At 32.5% G+C, this 21,340-nt stretch carries 20 protein-coding genes and 1 pseudogene; all 21 read left to right on the top strand.

Features of this window, described 5'->3' with window-relative positions; genetic code table 11:
• Window positions 1-12: 12 nt before the first annotated feature.
• The 21 genes and pseudogenes from KFE17_10255 to KFE17_10155 all read left to right on the top strand — a co-directional run bounded on the left by KFE17_10255 (window position 13) and on the right by KFE17_10155 (window position 21,329).
• Window positions 13-1,311: a glycosyltransferase gene (locus tag KFE17_10255; GenBank protein ID QUO31258.1), complete on the top strand. Its 1,299-nt coding sequence runs from the start codon at window positions 13-15 to the stop codon at window positions 1,309-1,311.
• The gene (locus tag KFE17_10250; protein ID QUO31257.1) at window positions 1,305-2,369 is read left to right on the top strand and encodes an EpsG family protein; all 1,065 of its coding nucleotides are present in this window, start codon (window positions 1,305-1,307) and stop codon (window positions 2,367-2,369) included. Before KFE17_10255 ends, KFE17_10250 begins: the two co-directional genes overlap by 7 nt.
• A 3-nt stretch (window positions 2,370-2,372) precedes the next feature.
• Window positions 2,373-3,599 carry a glycosyltransferase gene (locus KFE17_10245; protein ID QUO31256.1) on the top strand — a complete coding sequence of 409 codons (1,227 nt, stop codon included), beginning with the start codon at window positions 2,373-2,375 and terminating at the stop codon, window positions 3,597-3,599.
• Window positions 3,583-4,446: an ABC transporter permease gene (locus tag KFE17_10240; GenBank protein QUO31255.1), complete on the top strand. Its 864-nt coding sequence runs from the start codon at window positions 3,583-3,585 to the stop codon at window positions 4,444-4,446. The genes KFE17_10245 and KFE17_10240 overlap by 17 nt, the downstream gene beginning before the upstream one ends.
• Window positions 4,447-4,523: 77 nt before the next feature.
• The gene (locus KFE17_10235; GenBank protein ID QUO31254.1) at window positions 4,524-5,795 is read left to right on the top strand and encodes an ABC transporter ATP-binding protein; all 1,272 of its coding nucleotides are present in this window, start codon (window positions 4,524-4,526) and stop codon (window positions 5,793-5,795) included.
• Window positions 5,796-6,848 carry a glycosyltransferase family 2 protein gene (locus KFE17_10230; GenBank protein ID QUO31253.1) on the top strand — a complete coding sequence of 351 codons (1,053 nt, stop codon included), beginning with the start codon at window positions 5,796-5,798 and terminating at the stop codon, window positions 6,846-6,848. It begins immediately after the preceding gene.
• Window positions 6,845-7,786 carry a glycosyltransferase family 2 protein gene (locus tag KFE17_10225; GenBank protein QUO31252.1) on the top strand — a complete coding sequence of 314 codons (942 nt, stop codon included), beginning with the start codon at window positions 6,845-6,847 and terminating at the stop codon, window positions 7,784-7,786. The genes KFE17_10230 and KFE17_10225 overlap by 4 nt, the downstream gene beginning before the upstream one ends.
• A 19-nt stretch (window positions 7,787-7,805) precedes the next feature.
• On the top strand, window positions 7,806-8,564 hold the full coding sequence (locus KFE17_10220) for a glycosyl transferase (protein QUO31251.1): 759 nt from the start codon (window positions 7,806-7,808) through the stop codon (window positions 8,562-8,564).
• Window positions 8,561-9,124, top strand: a complete 564-nt coding sequence (locus tag KFE17_10215; protein ID QUO31250.1) for an acyltransferase — start codon at window positions 8,561-8,563, stop codon at window positions 9,122-9,124. The genes KFE17_10220 and KFE17_10215 overlap by 4 nt, the downstream gene beginning before the upstream one ends.
• Before the next feature lie 14 nt (window positions 9,125-9,138).
• Window positions 9,139-10,296, top strand: a complete 1,158-nt coding sequence (locus tag KFE17_10210; protein ID QUO31249.1) for a glycosyltransferase — start codon at window positions 9,139-9,141, stop codon at window positions 10,294-10,296.
• A 31-nt stretch (window positions 10,297-10,327) separates the two neighbouring features.
• Window positions 10,328-11,503 carry a glycosyltransferase gene (locus KFE17_10205; protein QUO31248.1) on the top strand — a complete coding sequence of 392 codons (1,176 nt, stop codon included), beginning with the start codon at window positions 10,328-10,330 and terminating at the stop codon, window positions 11,501-11,503.
• Window positions 11,503-12,489: a glycosyltransferase gene (locus KFE17_10200; GenBank protein ID QUO31247.1), complete on the top strand. Its 987-nt coding sequence runs from the start codon at window positions 11,503-11,505 to the stop codon at window positions 12,487-12,489. Before KFE17_10205 ends, KFE17_10200 begins: the two co-directional genes overlap by 1 nt.
• A gap of 9 nt (window positions 12,490-12,498) precedes the next feature.
• A complete protein-coding gene (locus tag KFE17_10195) occupies window positions 12,499-13,566 on the top strand; it encodes an acyltransferase family protein (GenBank protein ID QUO31246.1) in 1,068 nt (355 codons plus the stop codon).
• Between the two features lie 190 nt (window positions 13,567-13,756).
• Window positions 13,757-14,809 (top strand): polysaccharide biosynthesis protein, encoded by a 1,053-nt coding sequence (locus KFE17_10190; GenBank protein ID QUO31245.1) that lies wholly within the window; start codon window positions 13,757-13,759, stop codon window positions 14,807-14,809.
• Window positions 14,800-15,317 (top strand): annotated as a pseudogene (locus KFE17_10185) (hypothetical protein). The gene KFE17_10190 and the pseudogene KFE17_10185 overlap by 10 nt, the downstream one beginning before the upstream one ends.
• 80 nt (window positions 15,318-15,397) lie before the next feature.
• Window positions 15,398-16,321, top strand: a complete 924-nt coding sequence (locus KFE17_10180) for a hypothetical protein (protein ID QUO31244.1) — start codon at window positions 15,398-15,400, stop codon at window positions 16,319-16,321.
• Entirely contained in the window at window positions 16,305-17,138 is an 834-nt protein-coding gene (locus KFE17_10175) for a hypothetical protein (GenBank protein QUO31243.1), read from the top strand. The genes KFE17_10180 and KFE17_10175 overlap by 17 nt, the downstream gene beginning before the upstream one ends.
• Complete coding sequence (locus KFE17_10170; protein ID QUO31242.1) at window positions 17,107-18,180, top strand: radical SAM protein; 1,074 nt, start codon at window positions 17,107-17,109, stop codon at window positions 18,178-18,180. Before KFE17_10175 ends, KFE17_10170 begins: the two co-directional genes overlap by 32 nt.
• Before the next feature lie 41 nt (window positions 18,181-18,221).
• Window positions 18,222-19,043: a hypothetical protein gene (locus KFE17_10165; protein QUO31241.1), complete on the top strand. Its 822-nt coding sequence runs from the start codon at window positions 18,222-18,224 to the stop codon at window positions 19,041-19,043.
• 189 nt (window positions 19,044-19,232) lie between these two features.
• Window positions 19,233-19,436, top strand: a complete 204-nt coding sequence (locus KFE17_10160; protein QUO31240.1) for a hypothetical protein — start codon at window positions 19,233-19,235, stop codon at window positions 19,434-19,436.
• A gap of 270 nt (window positions 19,437-19,706) precedes the next feature.
• Complete coding sequence (locus KFE17_10155) at window positions 19,707-21,329, top strand: phosphotransferase (protein ID QUO31239.1); 1,623 nt, start codon at window positions 19,707-19,709, stop codon at window positions 21,327-21,329.
• Window positions 21,330-21,340 lie beyond the last annotated feature (11 nt).

Raw genomic sequence — 21,340 nt, 5'->3', positions numbered from 1 at the left:
GGAGGCAAGTATATGAAAATACTGTTGTTGTTAAGTGAAAGCTGGAATGATGTAACAGCACCTAATAATAATATGACCAATTGGTTCAAAGGATTTTCAGATGTTGAAATATGGACAATTTCCGGATCTTCTCAAATGCCGAATAATCAATGTAGCAACCATTATTTTCTGATTGGTGAAAATGATATGATAAAAAGTTTGCTTACAAAAGAAAGAGCCGGAAAATATTATCAGTTGGTAAAAGGAAAGACTTTAGAAAAAGAAACTAAAAGATGCGATATAAGTGATAATAAAAAAATCAAGAAGAGATTTGCAGGAGAGCCAGCAAGACTCTTACGAGATTTTGTTTGGAGATATGGAAAGTATGATTTAGAAAATATGAAAAAATTTATTCAGGAATTTAATCCAGACATTATCTTTTCTCAACGCCGAGGTTCGGTTAAAATGTGTAGGTTAGAAAACACAGTTACGCAATTTACGAACGCACCTATTGTAGCCTACACAGGTGATGATGAATATTCTTTACATCAAATGTCATTTTCTCCGTTTTTTTGGATAAGAAGATTTTGGACTCGAAAATGGTTGAAGAAAATGATTCCACAGTATAAATTATTTTATAGTCAATCAGAAAGGCAGATGGAAGAATTCCAAAAAGAATTTGGTGTTAATACAAAGTTTTTGGTGAAATGTGGTGTATTTGATGTGGAGAAAATCCATAAATATGTTCATAATCCGATTCAAGTTGTATATGCTGGGAAATTATATTGCAACAGATGGAAAACGTTAAAACTATTAGCAGATGCAATAGGTAAAGTGAATGCAGAATACGATAAGACACAGATTCAGTTAAACATATATACTGCTGATGATGTAACAAGTATTCAAAACAAATATTTAAATGATGGTATCCATTCTATTATTCATGGAAGAGTTTCGCCAGAGCTTCTTCCCAAAATATATGAAAAATCTGATATCGTTTTACATATAGAAAGCTTTGATAAAAAAAATAGGTTACTAACGCAAGATTCTTTTTCCACAAAAGTTATGGATTGCCTGTCGAGCGGATGTGCTGTAATGGCAATCTGTTGGGAAGGTCATGCTGCTTTTCAGTATTTGAAAAAGGCGGATGCTGCGATAATAGCAAGTTCTGAAGAGGAAATATATTTAAACATAAAAAAGATAGTTTGTAACAATGAAATAATATGCGAATATGCAAACAAAGCATATATTTGTGGAAAGAATAATCATCAAAAAAAGGATGTTCAAAAAATGTTGTTTGATGATTTTAATAAGGTGATTGAAGAATGTTAATTTACTTACTTTTACTAGTAACGATTTTAGTGTTAAATGTGTTTAGAAAGAATGGAAACATAAGTAATAGATTTTATTGCATAGTTATATGTAGTTTATTTATTTGTATCACAGGTCTTCGTCATAATACAGTTGGTTCAGATACAACAGGTTATTATTTGGCATTTTATAGATTATCTGGAAGTTCTTTGGCTGAAATCATTTCACTTGAAAAGCGTGATTTTGGTTTTTATATTTTCGAGTGGTTAGTGGATAATATATTTCACAATTTTGTTGCAGTAACTTTAATTGCAGCATGTGTATTTTATATTCCAATCACAATTTTGATATATAAATATTCTGATGATTATGGAATGAGTTATTTAGTATTGATGGCATTTATGTTTTTTCAATTTTCAATGACGGGTATTAGACAGACGATGGCATTGGGATTTGCTGTAATGTTTGTGTTAGAACTATTGAAGAAAGAAAAAAAAATATGGAAGCTGTTAATATATGGAATAATAGGAATTACGTTGCATCGTTCATGTCTCATGATATTACCTATGCTTTTTATACCTTTCTTTAAGAAAAGTCGCTTTATTGCAAAGATTTGTTTTGTACTGTTACCAATCATTTTTGCTTTTCGAGGGAATTTGACTAGTAGAGCTACATCAGTATTTGAAGCGATAGGGTTTGAACTTGAAACGTATTCGGGGAGTTCTGGAGGGATTACTACATTAGTGGTATATTTTTTATTATTTGCTTGGGGATTATTTTTTACATACAAAAATGAAAAAGAAAATGAATTATTAACTGCAATGTTATCAATCATGGGAATGTCTACAATTTTGCAGATTTTTGTATCTGTAAATAGTGTTTTTTTCCGTATTGTATGGTACTATTCGATTTTCTTGACGATTTATATCCCTAGAATGCTAACATCGTCAAGAGTTGATAGAAAAAGCTATCTGTTGTTAAAATTAACAATATATGCGGGATTATTGTACATGTATTTGGGAATAACAATTGGTTCGGCATATGTTATACCATATAGTTTTTTTTGGCAAGGAGTATAAGAAATGAAGGTTGTACAAATAAATGCAATATATGGTGAGAAAAGTACGGGAATAATCGTACGTGATCTTGATTTATTGTTACAAAAGAATAAGGAAGAATCAATTGTTGTATATAAAGATGGAAATGATAATATAGAAAATGGAATTAAAGTAGGTAATATCATAGATTGGAAAATGCATGCTTTTCGAACTCGGATCGATGGCAAACAAAGTTATTCTTCTAAGGTTTCGACAAGAATTCTTATAGAAAAATTAGATAAGGCAAATCCAGATATTATACATTTGCATAATATACATAGTAATTTTTTGAACCTTTCATTATTGGTTGATTTTGCAAAGAAAAATGAAATTACAATCTTATTGACTTTACATGATTGCTGGTATTTTACAGGAAAATGTTATCACTTTGCGGATATCGGATGTGAAAAATGGAAACAAGTGTGTAAGCAATGTCCAAAGAGATATATGGACATTCCAAGTAGGTATAAAGATTCTTCGCAGCGGGTATTCCGAGATCGATGTGATCTTTTTGATTATGATCAACTATATGTTGTTGGATGTAGCTATTGGATAACAGATTTGGCACGACAATCGCCAATATTAAGAAAAGCTCAATTTAAGACAATTTATAATGGAGTGGATACAGAGATTTTCTGCCCTGCAGAACATAAAGAAATAAATAAAGATTTCTTTACGATTGTTACGATGGCAAACAAGTGGTTTGAGGTGGAAAATGCGGAAGTACGCAATAAAGTACTAGAATTTATAGGAAATTCAGGAAAATTATTGATAATTGGATGTACATTAGAGAATCAACAAAAATATATTGAGGACAGTAGAGTAAAGACGGTTGGCTATATTAAAGATAGGAAAACTTTAGCAAATTATTATGCTCAAGCTGATGTGTTTTTAAATCTTACTCATATAGATAATTTACCGACAGTAAATATGGAGGCACTTAGTTGTGGAACTCCGGTAGTTACATATGATTCTGGTGGTAGCGGAGAATTGGTCGAAGAAGGAGAGACTGGATATAGAGTAAAAGTGGATGATGTAGATCAAGTAATCAGATCATTGGACAAAGTGAAACAAGGTAATATTTTACGGAAAAACTGCAGAGATTATGCGGTAAAAAATTTTGATAAGAATAAAAATTATCAGAAATATATGAATTTATACTATGAAATAGTGAAGGATTTGGGGGAAAACACACATGAATCAAACATATAAATATACAATTAATTCTAAGCATAAGCTTTTAGATTTGCATATAAAGGAAACATTCCAATATAGAGATTTGATTATGCTATTTGTGAAAAGAGATTTTACGGCATTATATAAACAGACTATTTTAGGACCGTTATGGGCTATCATTCAACCATTGCTCACCACAGTAGTTTTTACGATTGTTTTTGGTAATTTGGCAGGACTTACTACGGCAGATATCGAAGGAGATTTTATTATTCCGGGATTTTTATTTTATATGGCAGGTAATATTTGTTGGAGTTATTTTTCAACAACTTTGACGGCAACATCAAATACTTTTTTGAGTAATCAGGCGACTATGGGAAAGGTGTATTATCCGAGGTTAGTGTCACCAATTGCAACATCAATTTCAAATCTAATTTCATTTGGAATTCAATTTGTAATGTTTTTAATTTTTTGGTGTTTTTATATTATTAAAGGCGGTACAAGTATTCAGATTACACCAATGATAGCGTTAGTTCCGTTGACAGTTGTTCAAATGTTAATACTTTCTGTAGGCGTTGGAATTATTATTTCCTCTGTTACTACAAAGTATCGAGATTTGGCGATGCTAGTTGGATTTGGACTTCAGTTGTGGCAGTATGGTTCGCCAATAGCATACGGTCTTGGTCTGATTCCAGAAAAAGTAATGTTTTTGTACATGTTAAACCCGGTAACTCCAATAGTTACAACATTCCGCTATGCAATGTTTGGATTTGGATATTTTAATCTTGTATATTATGTTATGAGTTGGATTATTAGTTTAGTACTATTCTTTATTGGTTTAATTTTATTTAGTAGAATTGAGCGTACATTTATGGATACAATTTAAAATGCATCTAAGAGAATTAGTAGGAAGGAGAATAATTTGTTATTTATACAAAAGATAATAAATTATAGATATTAAATATGGAAGAATTGATGTTGAAGATTAATAATGTCTCAAAGATATATAAATTGGGGCAGATAGGTGGAACAACATTCCGTGATGAGTTGCAACGTTTTGGGGCAAAATTATTGAAAAAGGATGATCCCACTAAAAAAATTGGTTCAAAAGAATATAATAAAGGTGATACATTTATGGCGTTAAATGGTGTTTCTTTTGAAGTTAAAAAGGGAGAAAGAGTTGGAATAATTGGTCATAATGGTGCGGGAAAATCTACGCTACTAAAGTTAATATCTCGTGTAACAGCTCCGAGTTCAGGTGAAATTTGCATGAATGGTAGAATTGCATCTATGTTGGAAGTAGGAACAGGGTTTCATCCGGAATTGACAGGGCGTGAAAATGTTTATATGAATGGCGCCATTTTAGGCATGACAAAAGCGGAAATAGATAAGAAGATGGAGGATATCATTGAATTTTCAGAGTGTAGAAAATTTATTGATACTCCTGTAAAAAGATATTCTTCAGGAATGTATGTAAAACTGGCGTTTTCTGTCGCTGCACACCTTGATTCAGAAATTTTGATTATGGATGAAGTATTGGCTGTTGGAGATATGGCTTTTCAGACAAAATGTTTGGATAAAATGAGTGATGTTTCTAAGAAGGATGGAAGAACAATCTTGTATGTTAGTCATAATATGAATACAATTCGTCAATTATGTGATCGATGTGTAGTTTTAGATCATGGAAAAGTTATATTTGATGGAGAGGTTGAAGAAGCAATTGCAATTTATTCTCATGTAGGGGATTTGGAAAAGTTTTCAGAGAAGAGTCTGATTGATACAGAGCGTTATTGTGAAGTACAAAACGATAGAATTGCAAGTTTTATGAAAGTTAATCTTTTGGGAGAAACTGGAAATGAATATCGCTATGGCGATAATATGAAGTTAAAGTTAACTATTAGTGCAAAAAAGGAAATTCAATCAGCAAGTGTTAGATTTACATTTTGGAGTAAAAGAGGCTATTCAGTAGCATCTAGTTTTTGCGTGGATTTTGATTGTATTCCAGAAGGAGAGAGTAGTTATATGTTCGATGTGCCGATAAGTCAACTAGTAAGCAATATTTATGATGTTGGTTTGGTATTGCTTGAAAAGAGCGAATTTGGTTCAAGTTCAGAGATAGATGTAATTTTGGCGGCTTTTACAATCAGGATTCTGGAAAATTATGATTTTTATTGGAATCCTAATGAATGGGGACATGTACGTATGCAAGATACTTTATATGAGGGAGAATATTAAATGGATAAGGTTAGTATTATTGTTCCAGTATATAATGCATCGAAAACTATAAAGAGATGCTTGAATAGTATAATTCATCAAACATATTCTAATATAGAAATCGTGTTAGTAAATGATGGATCTAGTGATGATAGTCTTTTTATATGTGAAAAAGTTTCTCAAAATGATAAGCGAGTAAAAATAATTAATCAGAAGAATTCAGGAGTTTCAACTGCAAGAAATAAAGGTATGGAAAATTCAACAGGTGAGTGGTTGATGTTTGTGGATTCTGATGATTGGATTGAGTCTAATACGGTATACAGCATGTTGGAATTAATGAAAAATCAAGAAGCTTCATACGGGGTGTATTCATTTTTAGCTAAGTATCCTACAATGACCCAAAAACTTTGCATTGATGATTCGTGCTATACACCGACTGATTTACTATCTAGATTTCAATCAGTAAAAAATATAGAAGCCATTGTATGTTCGGTTTGCAACAAAATATACCCGAGATCAATTATTATGGATAATAATATTAGATTTAGTAAGGAAATTAAATTTGGTGAAGATTTTATCTTTAATTCTCAAATACTTCCATATACAAAAAAAATAGTTACATCTTCAGAGTTATTCTATCATTATGATTGCACAATTGAGGATAGCGGCGTAAAAAAGCTATATCGAGAGTGGGAACTCTATATACTAGCAATAAATGCTGCGGTGAGAGAACTGCTGAACATACTTCAATTAGATCCTCGTTCGGCCGATAGATTTCAGCAATATTTTGTGTCGAATCAGTGGAAATATGCTTTGGAAGTTTGCATTAATAATTCATGTTTAATTAGTGAAAAAGCAGATATGTTGTATAATTGGTTAAAGGCAATGCCAGAAGATATGTGGCAATGGGAATCCCTTCAACACAGTGAATTAGGAGTTTTTATACAAGGAAAGAAAAATGAATTGTCACGTGCGGAAATTTATAAAAAGATGCGACGAGTGATTGGAAAGAAAAAGAAAGAAGATTTTATTATTCGATTGAAACAGTCAGTAAGGAGAATGTTAGTAAAATGAAAATTACAGTATTTACACCTACGTATAATAGGGGATATTGTTTGACAAGATTGTTTGAATCACTTGTAAAACAGACATATCAAAATTTTGAGTGGGTTATTGTGGATGATGGATCTACAGATAATACAAAAGATTTAGTAGAATCTTTTCAAGAAAAAAGTGTTTTTTTCCCGATTATTTATAAAAAAACAGAAAATGGTGGTAAGCATCGAGCAATTAATCGTGGGATGGAGTTGGTAAATGGTGAAATGATTTTGTTAATGGATTCAGATGACTGGTTGCGTAAGGATGCTTTGGAATGTGTTGTAAAGATTGATGAAAGTATTTCAGAAGATTCTAAGTATAAATATGCAGGAATACAAGGTTTATGTGTGCATCCAGATGGAGAAGTAGTTGGGAAAACTTTTGATGGCAGCTATGTAGATTGTACTGCAATAGAATGTAGAAACTATAACATATATGGAGATAAAGCTGAAATATACTATACAAATGTACTTAAGAAATATCCGTTTCCAGAAATAGAAGGAGAAAAATTTGTAACAGAGAGACTTGTGTGGAATAAAATTGCGAAAGATGGATATTTGATTCGATATTTTAATGAGGGAATATATTTTTGTGAATACTTGGAAGATGGATTGTCACATGGTGGGAATTTACTTTATGCTGAAAACCCGAAGCAATGGGCAATGGCAATTCGGCAGGATTATGATTTTGGTGTTATGAATGCATATAATACGTCAATTCAAGTCTATATTTATTATCTCTATGAAAAGGGAACTATAACTGTGCGGCATATGGCTGATAATTTGGGAATGTCGGTTTTTGTACTATATGGATCGATTGTATTGCAAAAAATAATGGATACAATGAGATATATTTTACATAAGAAGAATACGATATCTAGAACTACAAAAATAGATATGGGGAAGAATAGTTGAGAGGGAAGGAGAAAAATAGATGAGTATCCCTAAGAAGATTCATTACTGCTGGTTTGGAAATGCTGAAAAGCCAGAATCTGTAAATAAATGTATTGCTTCATGGAAAAAACATATGCCTGATTATGAAATAATAGAGTGGAATGAGAGTAATATAGATTTTTCTAGAAATCGATTTGCACGAGAAGCGTATGAGAGCAAAAAATGGGCGTTTGTCTCAGATTATGTGCGTTTGTTAGTGCTTGTAAAAGTTGGTGGAATATATTTTGATACAGATGTTGAAATTTTGAAAGCATTTGATGATTTACTAGGATATAAGGCTGTTGCAGGATTTGAGGAAGAAAAATATGTAATGACAGCAGTAATGGCATCAGAACCTGACCACCCACTTTTTAAACAATGGTTAAACCAATATGATGAAATGAATTTTATTTTAAATGAAAATCAGGTTAATATAACAACGAATGTTCATTATTTTTCGGAAATTCTTTTAAAAAATGGATTGAATCCAAATGGAATGCGACAAAATGTAGAAGGGATTGAAATTTTTCCGTGTGAGTATTTTTCGCCAAAGAATTATTATACAGAAAAAATTCATAAGACATCTAACACCTATGCGATTCATCATTTTCAAAGATCTTGGTGCGAAGCTGAATCATCGTTGAGAAAATTCTTAAGAATGCATCCGCGCATACAGTATTTATATTATTTACCGAATAGGTTAGGTAAAAAGATTTTAGGGAATCGGTATGATGATTTAAAAAGGAGATTGAAAAGATGAATTTTATCAAGAAGTTTGGACATAAAATTATAAGGATTATAAAAGGACCCACACCTACAGATGAGCAGATTGCAGAAAGAATAATCGAGAAAATTCGTAATGGAGGTGGAAGTGTAGGACATAATGTGCATATTATTGCTTCGAGCATAGATATGGGGGAACCATATTTATTAAAAATTGGTAATAATGTAACTATAACAGGGGTCAAAATATTAACTCATGATGCGAGTTTATATAAGACCGTGGGATATTCAAAGGCTGGAAAGGTACATATTGGTAATGATGTATTTGTTGGTTGGGGAAGTATTATTTTACCAAACACAACGATTGGAAATAAGGTAGTTATTGGTGCCGGTGCTGTTGTTGCCAAAGATATCCCAGACAATTCTGTTGTTGTAGGAAATCCGTGTCAAATTCTTTGCACATATGATGAATATGTAAATAAGACGAAAGATTTAATGAAAGAATATCCGGTGATAGACTTACTTCCAGATGAGTTAATGAATGATGAAGAAAGTAAAGCAAAGATTGTGAAAAAAGGATTTGGATATATATTATAGAAAGAAGTTAGTCGATGAAGAAAATAGCAATTATATTGGATGAAATGTCAATAGGAGGAATTCCAAAAGCTTGTGTAGATTTTGCTAATCAATTGAAAGAATATTGTGAAGTTGTAATATTGATGAAGAATACAGAGGGTGAGTTGATAAAGGAATTATCAGATGAGGTTTCCGTGAAAATTGTTCAAACACCAAGTTTTAAAAAGACGATTAAAAAATTAATACAGAATCATAAGTATTTTGTTTTGATAAGATATATTCTTCAGTACTTTTGCTGGACAAGATTGAGTAATCGCTGGGTAAAAGTAAATAATTTGACAGCAAAAAACTATGGAATCTATGAAGATGATGAATATGATTGTGCAATAGCTTATCACGGGATGAGTATATCTCAGCTATTGATGACTTTATATGGAGTAGAAGCAAAGAAAAAAATTGCTTGGATTCATGGAGAGCATCCATTTGAAGGAATAAACAAACAAGATATCAATGCTGTATATAATAAATTTGATAAGATTTATTGTGTATCGCCATCTGTTTGTAATAGGTTCTTGGAGGATTTTACAGGATTAGATGAAAAAGTAGACTCATACAAAAACTTGCTGAATGTAGAAAAAATAAGAAAATTATCTAGGGAAAAAATAGAAGAAGCAGTCAATGATACATATGTTAAGATTGTTACTGTTGGACGTGTAAGTCAAGAAAAAGGACAAGAAATGATACCAGAAATCGTTGCCAAATTAAAAGGTAAAGGTATAGAAGTACGCTGGTATATTGTCGGTAATGGAAGTGACTTAGAAAGAATAAGAAAGCTAAGCGAGGAATGGAATGTTTCTGAATCAGTAAAATTTTTGGGAGCAAAAACAAATCCATATCCATATATGAAGATGTGTGATATATATGTACAGCCATCTTATACAGAGGGGTACTGTTTAACTGTTTGTGAGGCTTCAATTTTAGGAAAACCAATTGTTTTAACGGAAATCGCTGCAGCAGAAATATTAGAAAATAATAAGACTGCAATTGTAGTTAAACCATGTGCAGATGATTTAGCAAATGGCATTGAAAAACTGATTAAAGAACCATTGTTAAAACGAAAAATAGAAGAAAATTTATCGAGGATAGATTTATCAAATAGTAAAGAAATAAATAAACTTCTGGAATTTATTTAATATAAAAACAGAAAAGGTGGTGTGTAGTAATTTGAAAAAAATATTGTTTTGCTTACAAACAATGGTATGTGGAGGAGTGGAAAAAGAATTAATTACTATATTGAATCGATTCAATCCGCAAGAATATGATTTGGCGGTACTGCTTTTTTATACACAAGACAAGGAAATGGAAAAAAAGCTCCCCAATTATGTCGAATTTATTAATTTACAGTTAGATAAAAAGTATTATTGTGGTAATTTAAAAAATGTAATTGCAGAGAGAATGAAAAAAGGCGAGATGATAGAAGCGGCTAAAATAATAACGAGTCGAATAGTAAAAGGAATATCCGTTCCTGTAAACATTTCTTTAGACAAAATTAATATACTAGGAGAAAAATATGATTATGCGGTTTGTTATCATATGCATTCTCCTCTTGTCTTGAAATATGTTGCGGAAAAAGTGCAGGCAAAAAGAAAATATGCATGGATCCACAACGACTTTATAACAACGGGTTTCCCGATTGCTCAATATGATGCTTGGTTACAAAATTATAATGCATTTTTTGGTGTTTCAGAACAAATTACATCTGAATTTCGCAATATATGTTCTAATTGCAGTAATAGGGCATTTACGCTTCCTAATATTGTAGATGAAAAGGAGATTCTGTTGAAAGCAGAGGATTTTTCATCATTGGATAGAGGATTTGAAACAGATAAAAATTTTAGAATTGTGACAGTAGGACGATTTGTTGAACAAAAAGGATTTGACCTTGCTATTAAGGCGACGTCAATATTAAAAAAACAAGGACTTAAATTTACTTGGTACGCTATTGGATATGGGAAAGATGAAACGTTGATGAAATCATTGATAGATGAGAATGATGTTAGTGATTGTTTTATTATTCTTGGAAGAAAAGAAAATCCTTATCCATACATAAAAATGTCAGATATTTATGTACAACCCTCTAGACATGAGGGATATGCTATTACGATTGAAGAAGCAAAGGTGCTTAAAAAAGTGATAGTGTGTACTAATTTTTCGGGAGCATCTGAGCAATTGATTAATAAGGAGACAGGAATAATAGTAGATGCATTTTCGGCAGAAAGAATTGCAGAAGCAATAAGTCCATTTATTTTAAACAGTAATTATAAAAATAATTTTCAATGTAAAATAAATAACACTGCGTATAAAGATAATTGGGATGCGATACAGGAGGTGTTTACTTAGTGTGTGGTGAAAAACCTTTGATTAGTATTATTGTTCCAGTATATAATGTTGAGCAATATTTACCTAAATGTATTGAAAGTTTATTACGTCAAACATATACTAATTTAGAAATTATATTGTCAGATGATGGGAGTACAGATAAATCGCCTGATATTTGTGATGAATATGCAGCGAAAGATTCTAGGATAAAAGTTATTCATAAAAAAAATGGTGGTCTCTCTGATGCTAGAAATGCTGGTTTAAACTGTTTGACGGGAACATATGTTGCATTTGTAGATAGTGATGACTATTTGGAGTTAGATGCTATTGAGACGTTAGTCATGGTTGCAATTGATTATTCCGCTTCGATTGTTCATATGAAAAGTTATATCGTTTCTTCTAACTATAAAATATTAGTGAATCAGTCTTCAGGAACGAGAAAAGTTTCTATTTGCACTTCCGAAGAATATATTCAAGGAATGTGTGAAAAAAGAAAGTCAGAATCTGTTTGTGACAAATTGTTTAAAGCTGAATTATTTAATGAAAGAAGATTTGAAAAAGGAAGACTTAACGAAGATTTCTTTTTTTTATCCAAGATATTTTTTCTTGATTTGAAAATAGCGGAAATAGATTATTCTGGATACAATTATTATCAAAGGACAGGGAGTATTACAAATTCTGGTTATGGACAATCATTAGTTGATTCGGTTAAAAATGCGTATGAATTAAAAGAATTGGCACACGTTAATGTTCCTAAGTTAGAAAAATATTTTGCTAGATTAACACTCTTTCAAGCGAGAACTCTTTTTATTGTAATTCCATGGAAAAATGTAAAAGAAAATATGAATGATTATATGGACTCTTTATATTATCTTAGAAAAAGTCTTCCATTTGTAAAAGAAGTACATTTAACAAAGAAAGATAAGCTAATTGTCTTGGCAATTGATAAGAGCCCTAAATTAGTGATATGGTTACTTGGAAAAATTTGGAAAAGAAAGAGAGGGTAATGTTAAGTTATGGGGAAGGAGATAACTTTTTCCAAAAAAGATACGCTAAGATTAAAGGGAATTGCTATATGTATGATGTTATTTCATCACTTATTTGGTTTTCCAGATCGTATCCCATATAAAATGATAGATATTTCATTCATAGGGGGGGATTTGTCCTATTTTTTGGCATCCTTTTCAAAATTGTGTGTGATGATTTATGTATTCTTAGGAGGTTATGGTAATTATTATACGTTTTACCATTGTACAAATATAAGTGAAACGAGTCGCTGCCTCGTAGATAAAATAAAAAAATTGTATTTGAATTATTGGAAAGTTTTTTTGATTTTTATTCCTTTACTTTACATATTAAAATATTATGTCGTTGATATTGGAGTATTTATAAAAGGATTTATAGGTATATCACATATGTATAACAATGAGTGGTGGTTCTTTTTTCCTTATGTCCTTGTTCTTTGTTTTTATGCAGTTGGTTTTAAAATTTTTTTTATTAGAAAAGGTTTTTGGATAGAATTTGTGATGCTGTTTGTTTTGGGAGGGTGTTGGGAAAAGGTAGGGTTAATATTGGAGAGTTCGGTAAGTTCTACTATTATTTTAGTAATAATTTCTGGATTGAATTTTCTGCCAGCTTTTTTATGTGGATCCTTTTTTGCAAAATATAATTTCCTTTCAAAAATAAAAAACATGTTAAGAAGGTGCAAGTTATTTTGTCTAAGCACAGTAATGGGAGTGTTTGTGTTAATGTGGATTAGATATAATTTCGGTGATGGATATGATTGGATTATGGCAGCAGTGTTTGTAATCTTAATATTACCGATTACACTAATGAAAGAAAGCAATTTAATAAATAAGATATTAGTAAAATTAGGTAGTCAGAGTATGTCGATGTGGCTGATACATACATTTTTTTGTTATCAATTCTTTCAAAATGAGATTTATTTCACGAGGATACCTATAGTGATATTTTTTGTGTTGCTTATTGTTTCTTATGCATCATCTGTAGTTATAGGAAAGCTGTGGAGAGAGTTAAATAAACCAGTAGAAAAAATTAGAATGAAAGTAAGGGAGATCAATTAAGTGTAGATATTGTATATTTGAAACGATTGGTAGTATATCTTATGAAATATTTTTGATGTATTGATGCTTTTGAAAGGAAATTCAAGAAGTATATAATAGTGTTAATTCTAAATATTGTAGGATTAGTTAGTTTAGGACAAGCTAATAGGGGTTGAAAATTTATTGTAAAAAATAAAGGAAGAAAAGTAAAATGAGTATATTTAAAGACAAAACACTTTTAATCACTGGTGGTACAGGTTCCTTCGGTAATGCAGTTTTAAATCGGTTTCTTGATACAGATATTAAGGAAATTCGTGTTTTCTCTAGAGACGAGAAGAAACAGGATGATATGCGCCATGAGTATCAGGCGAAATATCCTGAAGTAAGTAATAAAATTAAATTCTACATAGGTGATGTGCGTGATATTCAGTCTGTGAAGAATGCGATGCATGGAGTGGACTATATTTTCCATGCAGCAGCGCTGAAACAGGTTCCATCTTGTGAATTTTTCCCGATTGAAGCGGTGAAGACGAACATTCTTGGAACAGAAAATGTTTTAACAGCAGCAGTTGAAGCAGGAGTGAAGAAGATTATCTGCTTATCTACAGATAAGGCAGCTTATCCAGTTAATGCCATGGGTACAAGTAAGGCAATGATGGAAAAAGTCATTGTAGCAAAATCAAGAACAGTTTCACCAGAGCGGACAAGCATCTGCTGTACGAGATATGGTAACGTATTGTGTTCCAGAGGCTCTGTGATTCCGCTATGGATTGAACAGATAAAAGCAGGCAATCCGATTACAATTACCGAACCATCTATGACTCGATTTGTCATGAGTTTGGAAGAAGCGGTAGAACTTGTCGTATTTGCGTTTCAGAATGCAGAATCTGGAGATATTATGGTACAGAAAGCTCCAGCTTGTACCATTGAAGTATTGGCGCAAGCAGTGAAAGAGTTATTTCATTCAGAGAATGAGATTAAAGTAATTGGTATTCGCCATGGAGAGAAAATGTATGAAACACTTCTCACGAATGAAGAATGTGCCAATGCCATTGACATGGGGAACTTCTATCGCGTACCTTGTGATAAGAGAGATTTGAATTATGATAAGTACTTCAAAGCTGGGGATGTAGAGCGGAATAAATTGACAGAATTTAATTCTAGCAATACAGATTTATGGAATGTAGAGCAGGTGAAAGAAAAATTACTTTCTTTGCCTTATGTACGTAAAGAATTAGAATTATGGAGAAAAGAATGCGATTAATTATTTTAGGTGCTGGTGGGCATGGACAAGTAGTGGCAGATATTGCAAGGCAGACGAGAAGATATGACCAGATATATTTTCTGGATGATCACGCTGAGAAAGCTGATGTGATTGGAAAATGTGCTGATTATCTCCGATTCAAAGATACAGATACAGAGATGTATCCTGCCTTTGGAAATAATGAAGTACGGATAGAATGGGAAAATCGACTTTTGAAAGCAGGGATTCTTCTTGCAAAAATCATTCATCCTCTTGCTTATGTCAGCCCGCTTGCTGAGATTACAGATGGCTGTGTGGTTATGCCCTATGCAATTGTTAATACAGGAACGAGAGTAAAGAAAGCTTGTATTATAAATATAGGGGCAATGGTAGATCATGATTGTATTTTAGAGGAAGGATGTCATTTAGCTCCAGGTGCAATTGTAAAAGGAATAAATCATTTGCGGAAGGAACGAAGGTAGATTCTGGAGAAGTAATACCGTTACAGTTTTATAAAAAACAGAAGTAAAAAGAATTTAGATTTGTGAAACTATTGCATCAAGAATACTATCAAGTATAAATTTAGCGAAAGTGGAGGAGGTATGTGAAGTGCGAGATAATGGTATGGAAAAGAAATTTTGCATAGGAATCTCTTTAGAAATGGAGATTATTGAGTATGAAAAACTGATTGAACAATTTTTTCCATATATTAGTACATTCTATTTTTCGCCGCCTCTAGGCGATAGGTACCATACAAGAACTAAAATAGCAGAACAATTTCATGATTTGCAATTGACTAGCCGATTTTATAATATTATTAATTTGATAAGAAACAAAGGTTTTAAGTTGGATTGTGTTTTGAATAGACCGACAATGAGATTAGAAGAGGTGCAATCGGCATTAAAATATCTTAAATGCTATATGGAAGTTGACCAAATCACATGTTTACAGGAGCAAGCTGATTATGTACGCGAACAGTTTCCAGACAAAGAAATTATTTATAGTTATAATAATGATTTAAATATAGATAAAATAGGTAAAATATCAAAATTGTTTGATACAGTTGTTGTTGGAAAGTATTTTTTGCGCTCGCCCCAGTTGTTAAAAAAAATATATGAACAAGGATTTGAAATTAAGCTTTTAGTTAATAATGGTTGCTCTTATAATTGTGGCGGATGTAAAAGTGGATCCTTGCAATGTGATGAAACTGTAATCAGAAATTTAGAAAAAGAAAATATCAATTATTTATATGCGCTTCAAAGCTTCTATCCACATGAGCTACATAATTTGTTAGAATGTATTGATATTCCAATAAAAAGTATTAAAATTTCTAATAGAACAAGTGGATACCAATATTTAAAAAATTGCCTGCAAAGTTACGTGGAAAACAGAGATGTTGATGAATATGTGATTAATAATTATCGTAATTATAGATTATGGTGCAGATTAGGAGAATTGAGTCATCATTTCCAAGAACTTAATAATGAAGAAATTAACAAATACAAGAGGGAAATAAATGTATTTAATATGTGAAGAAGGGAAAGAACCATTAAGCAAAAAGAATCTATGGTACGATGGCGGAACAGCTAAACTATATTTGCAAGACAAATTATTATATAAAATATACGAAAAAGAAGAACCCCATAGAAGAGAAATTTTAGATATTTTGATTCAGAACGATACACTAAGGGAAATAGGAGTTTTACCGAAAAAGAAAATAAAAACGACATCCGGAAAATACGGGATGATTATGAATTATATTAACGAGTCTATGACTTTGAGAGAATTTTTGAAAGATAGAGAAGTTTCATTAGACGATTTAATGTCTATTCTTATTATTCTTAGTGATAATTTGAAATTGATTAATAAAGAAGGAATTCATTTTTCTGATCTTCATCATAATAACATATTGATAAAAAAAGATGGCTATCCGTTATTTATAGACTTTGATGATGCAGTGGTGGATCCTTATAACTCACATCACATATGCAGAATTTCTTATGAGTTGCATGATGTAAAAGAAAAAGGTTTTGAGTATGAAGGAGTTTTAATTCAGAAAGGCAATTTGGATAGGGAATGTTTGTTTATAATCTTTTTAGACTATTTAATGAATGATTATGTAGAAAGATATTCATATAAAAAATATAAAGATATGATGAATATACTTATGGAATATTTGCCGGGAGATTTTATTGACGCTATTAGACAATTGAAAACAAAGGGGATGGAAATTATTCCATTTCCATATTTTATAGGAGATTTTTTAAAAGATTCAGGAGTTAGAAAAAAGTGTAATATACTAAAAGGGGACTGGTTTTATGAAAACAATAATTTTAAGAGTGTCAAATGAATGTAATTTACGATGCAGTTATTGTTATGATTCTCAAAACCATAATAATAGTTTAAAACAGCTAAGAGAAAATGCTACTGCTTCTTTTAGAGAAAATATGGAACAATTGATTGCTGATATCAATTTATTGACAAAAAATATTGCGCATCCGACAATTATTTTTCATGGTGGGGAACCGCTGCTGGTTCACCCGAAGGTTCTGGACAAATTTTGTAAAGAACTTGAAAGGTTTCGTTTTCATATACAAACAAATGGTACTTTGATAGATGATGAAACAATACAATTATTTAAAAAATATTGTTTCCGCGTTGGCGTTAGCCTAGATGGCGCTAATGAATTTCAAAATAAAGAAAGGATATTTTTAAATGGAAAGCCTTCTTTTAATACAGTGCTTAGGAAAATTCATTTACTGCAAAATGAAAACATAAAGTTTGGAGTGATCATGTCAATTAATAGGAATCATATTAATACAGCAAAAGAGCTATATGATTTTTTGGCAAAGGAGAAGCTTCAATGTAATATAAGACCAGTTTTTGCGAAAGATTCCAAAACGGTAAATGTATTGTCTGCGAAAGAGTTTGTGCAGTTTTGGTGTGAATTATTTGATATATGGCTGAGCGATGAAGAAAAAAGGGTTGACTCGTGGCAGATTCAAGAGTTTGTTCAGGAAATATGTAAGCTAAAAATACCTGATTATAGAGTGAAAAGTTGCGAATGTTCGCCAAATTGTTTTGAAAATTTTGTTTCACTTGACGTAAGAGGGAATTTATACGCCTGTAATCGCTTATATGGTATACCACAATTTTATTATGGGAACATACGGACTACAGAGATAGGAAATATTAATAGAAAAATTAAAGACATAACAGATACGAGAAAGAAAGCAATTGAGAAAAAATGTGGTCAATGCAATTTTTATACGAACTGTTATGGAGGATGTCCGGCAGAAGCGTATGATATGTATGGAAGTCTTGAAGAAATTAGCCAGTTTTGTATGATTCGGCAGGCAATTTACGAACATGTAAAAAACAGGATACTATAATGTTAATTCAAATATAAGTTTTGTGGGAATAAAAAATGAACATGTACGAAGAGTATGAAAGAGAATTAAAAAGTCATATCGTTTTTGCATATAATCATTTAAATATGGGTGAAAAGTCTTTTCTGGGATATGAATTTGTGAATAAAATGGAAGATATTTTTTCAGAATTACATGAATATGATCATATGATATTAGCGCTCAACTCAAAAGGGGGGAATCTTGCAGCTGCCGCGAAATTGGTTCAACTATTAAGATTACATTATAAGTCATATGATATTATTGTATGTACTAGATGTAGTTCTGCGGCCACATTTGTGGCAATGGGAGCGAGAAGATTAATATGTACGCGAAATGCAATAGTGACTCCCGCAGAACCACAGCTAGAATGGAATGACAAGAGAATATCAATAACCGTTATAAGAAACTTGTTAGAGCAGAAAAACAGTGTAGAACATCTTATGAAAAATATTGACTGGGAGGTACTTGCAAATTATTTTGCCTCAAGGAACTATTTTAAAGAATTATGTTTGAAATATTTAGAGGGAGAAAGAGCGAGGCGAGTTATTGATTATATGTTAAATCATGTTAGTTCCCATCAGTATCCGATTACTAAAAATGAATTGGAGAGTATTGGTCTTGTTGTAGAAATTTTAGAAAAAGGAAAGCTTTTTAATTTTATAAAAGAGAAAGATAAATTTTTAAATAAAAAATTAAAAGGTGTTAATACTCCTTTAAAAAAAGAGCAGTGCATGCATGTCATTATGTCAAGTAAAAGAATAGAAGAATATGTAAAATTATATGAAGCTGAAAGAAATCAATATAAAAAAGTTTTTGAAGGATTTTTAGAAGAGGAAAAAAGTTAGCTTTATATTTATGCTGGGATCTTGGTGCGGTACAATTAAGATTATAAATCCGATTGTATAAAGCTATTATAAGTTTAAGATTATTGGAAAATCGGTAGTTTTGACTGACTCTCATTTTCAAAAGGCGTGATTTTTGCAAGTAGCACAAGAACTGTTATAAATTATTTAATATATGGAGGAAGTGGTTATATGGCAAAAGAAAATTCAAGAGTAAAAGAAATTATTGAACATATGAAGAAAAAGAGTTTAGATGAATACATTGATGCATATAACGATAGTCATTGGGATTCTTATAATGATTCATATTATCATGATGAATATCATGATACATATCAAGATTATGGAGATAATTCATATTACCATGATGAATATCATGACGGTTTTGCGCAGTAACATTGAGAAAAGATATTTATAATGGATTTAAATGATAGATTGTTCAATATCTTGGGAATGTTTAAACCGGCGCTATAGTAAGAGAGTCAGTCAAAAATATTAATTTGGCTTATAATACTATTTGACAAGATAATGCTTCTGAAGGTCGGAAGAGACTAAACAGAAAGACTAATAGAGAACTTTAAAAATGAAAAGAAAAAATAAATATCTGGAGTTAATTGGAGTACTATGGAAAATTAAAGATACATTAGCAAAAGGAGTGAACAAAAGATGAAAAGTTTATTAATTCTTGGTGCAGGCGGTTTCGGCCAGATGGTGAAGGAGACGGCCTTAGCACTTGGCTATGAGAACGTAGTATTTTTAGACGATGCAGCGAAAGCAGAGGATGTCATCGGAATGTGCTGTGACTATGTGTTAAAACATTCCGAATATCCGGCTGCGGTAGCTGCCTTTGGCAACAATAAGACTCGTTTGTTCTGGACAGAGAAGCTGTTGGAAGAAGGATATGAAGTGCCGGTGATCATACATCCGTCAGCTATCGTAAGTCTTAGTGCAGTGTTCGAACCGGGTTGTTTCATTATGCAGAGAGCCGTTGTGAATACGAATACAAGGATCGAGAAGGCTGTTTTGATCAACAGTGGAGCTGTTGTAGACCATGATTCCGTTGTCGAGAAAGGGGCTCATGTCGGGCTTGGAAGTGTGGTAAAGGCCCATTGCACCATTAAGGAAGGTCATAAGGTGGAAGCAGGAGAAGTGATTTTCTCTACGAGGAGGAAGATTGAGGGAGCAGATAGCAGAAGTCTGGAAGATGCGGTATATGCCTTTGGCTTTGGAACGAACTGCAGCTATGTGAAGCCGTTTGGCGAAGGACATATTAATGAGACATATGCAGTATATATGCCGGAGCAGGATGGTCAGGACGTACCGCGCTACGTGCTTCAGCGAATTAATACAAATGTGTTTAAGAACCCGGATCAGGTCATGGACAATATTTTTGGAGTAACGGAGTATTTGAGAAATGTCATCCGTCAGGACGGTGGAGACTTAGATCGGGAGACTTTATCCTATATTAAGACGAAAGACGGAGAAAGCTATTTTGAAGATGATAATGGACAGCCATGGCGCTGCCTTCATTATGTTCCGAATTCCGTATGCTATCAGCAGGTGGAACGGCCAGAACAGTTCTATCAGTCAGCTCTCAGTTTTGGGCATTTTCTGAAGCAGTTGGGTGATTATCCGGCAGAAAGTCTCTATGAGACCATTCCGCAGTTCCATGATACAGTGAAACGGTTCCGGGATTTTGACGATGCCCAGAGAAAAGATGTGAAGAATAGGGCACGTCATTGCCGTCCGGAAATTGAGTTTGTATTAAAACGTGAAAATGACTGCGGTGTGCTCATGCAGCAGCTGGGAGAAGGATTGCTTCCGCTTCGGGTAACTCACAATGATACGAAACTGAACAATATTCTTTTCGATGCGGATACAGGAAAAGGCTTGTGCATTATTGATCTGGATACAATCATGCCGGGACTTGCAGCCAATGATTTTGGAGATTCCATCCGGTTTGGTGCGTCAACTGCAGAGGAAGATGAGAAAGATCTGGAGAAAGTACATTTTGATATCAATCTTTATGAAATGTATGTTAAGGGGTATCTTGAGACAGCCAAGGACGTTCTGACTCCGGAAGAGATTGCAAGCCTTCCATGGGGAGCAAGACTGATGACATTAGAATGTGGTATGCGGTTCCTGGCAGACTTCCTTCAGGGAGATGTGTATTTTAAGACGGCATATCCGGAACACAATCTCGTTCGTGCCAGAACTCAGTTCCGCCTTGTGGAAGAGATGGAAGAGCAATTTGACGAGATGAACCGCATTTTGAAGACATATCTATAGGAGATAGTTAC

This window comes from Faecalicatena sp. Marseille-Q4148 (genome assembly GCA_018228665.1).
Classification (GTDB): Bacteria; Bacillota; Clostridia; order Lachnospirales; family Lachnospiraceae; genus UBA9414.
This window is presented reverse-complemented; position numbering and strand designations above follow the sequence as displayed.

Excerpts from the sequence above, each read along its gene's own strand:
- KFE17_10170 (QUO31242.1), top strand. The coding sequence starts at position 17,107 with ATGAAAACAATAATTTTAAGAGTGTCAAATGAATGTAATTTACGATGC.
- KFE17_10255 (QUO31258.1), top strand. The coding sequence starts at position 13 with ATGAAAATACTGTTGTTGTTAAGTGAAAGCTGGAATGATGTAACAGCA.
- KFE17_10235 (QUO31254.1), top strand. The coding sequence starts at position 4,524 with ATGGAAGAATTGATGTTGAAGATTAATAATGTCTCAAAGATATATAAA.
- KFE17_10215 (QUO31250.1), top strand. The coding sequence starts at position 8,561 with ATGAATTTTATCAAGAAGTTTGGACATAAAATTATAAGGATTATAAAA.
- KFE17_10230 (QUO31253.1), top strand. The coding sequence starts at position 5,796 with ATGGATAAGGTTAGTATTATTGTTCCAGTATATAATGCATCGAAAACT.
- KFE17_10250 (QUO31257.1), top strand. The coding sequence starts at position 1,305 with ATGTTAATTTACTTACTTTTACTAGTAACGATTTTAGTGTTAAATGTG.
- KFE17_10160 (QUO31240.1), top strand. The coding sequence starts at position 19,233 with ATGGCAAAAGAAAATTCAAGAGTAAAAGAAATTATTGAACATATGAAG.
- KFE17_10210 (QUO31249.1), top strand. The coding sequence starts at position 9,139 with ATGAAGAAAATAGCAATTATATTGGATGAAATGTCAATAGGAGGAATT.
- KFE17_10225 (QUO31252.1), top strand. The coding sequence starts at position 6,845 with ATGAAAATTACAGTATTTACACCTACGTATAATAGGGGATATTGTTTG.
- KFE17_10245 (QUO31256.1), top strand. The coding sequence starts at position 2,373 with ATGAAGGTTGTACAAATAAATGCAATATATGGTGAGAAAAGTACGGGA.
- KFE17_10190 (QUO31245.1), top strand. The coding sequence starts at position 13,757 with ATGAGTATATTTAAAGACAAAACACTTTTAATCACTGGTGGTACAGGT.
- KFE17_10220 (QUO31251.1), top strand. The coding sequence starts at position 7,806 with ATGAGTATCCCTAAGAAGATTCATTACTGCTGGTTTGGAAATGCTGAA.
- KFE17_10195 (QUO31246.1), top strand. The coding sequence starts at position 12,499 with ATGGGGAAGGAGATAACTTTTTCCAAAAAAGATACGCTAAGATTAAAG.
- KFE17_10240 (QUO31255.1), top strand. The coding sequence starts at position 3,583 with ATGAATCAAACATATAAATATACAATTAATTCTAAGCATAAGCTTTTA.
- KFE17_10175 (QUO31243.1), top strand. The coding sequence starts at position 16,305 with ATGTATTTAATATGTGAAGAAGGGAAAGAACCATTAAGCAAAAAGAAT.
- KFE17_10165 (QUO31241.1), top strand. The coding sequence starts at position 18,222 with ATGTACGAAGAGTATGAAAGAGAATTAAAAAGTCATATCGTTTTTGCA.
- KFE17_10155 (QUO31239.1), top strand. The coding sequence starts at position 19,707 with ATGAAAAGTTTATTAATTCTTGGTGCAGGCGGTTTCGGCCAGATGGTG.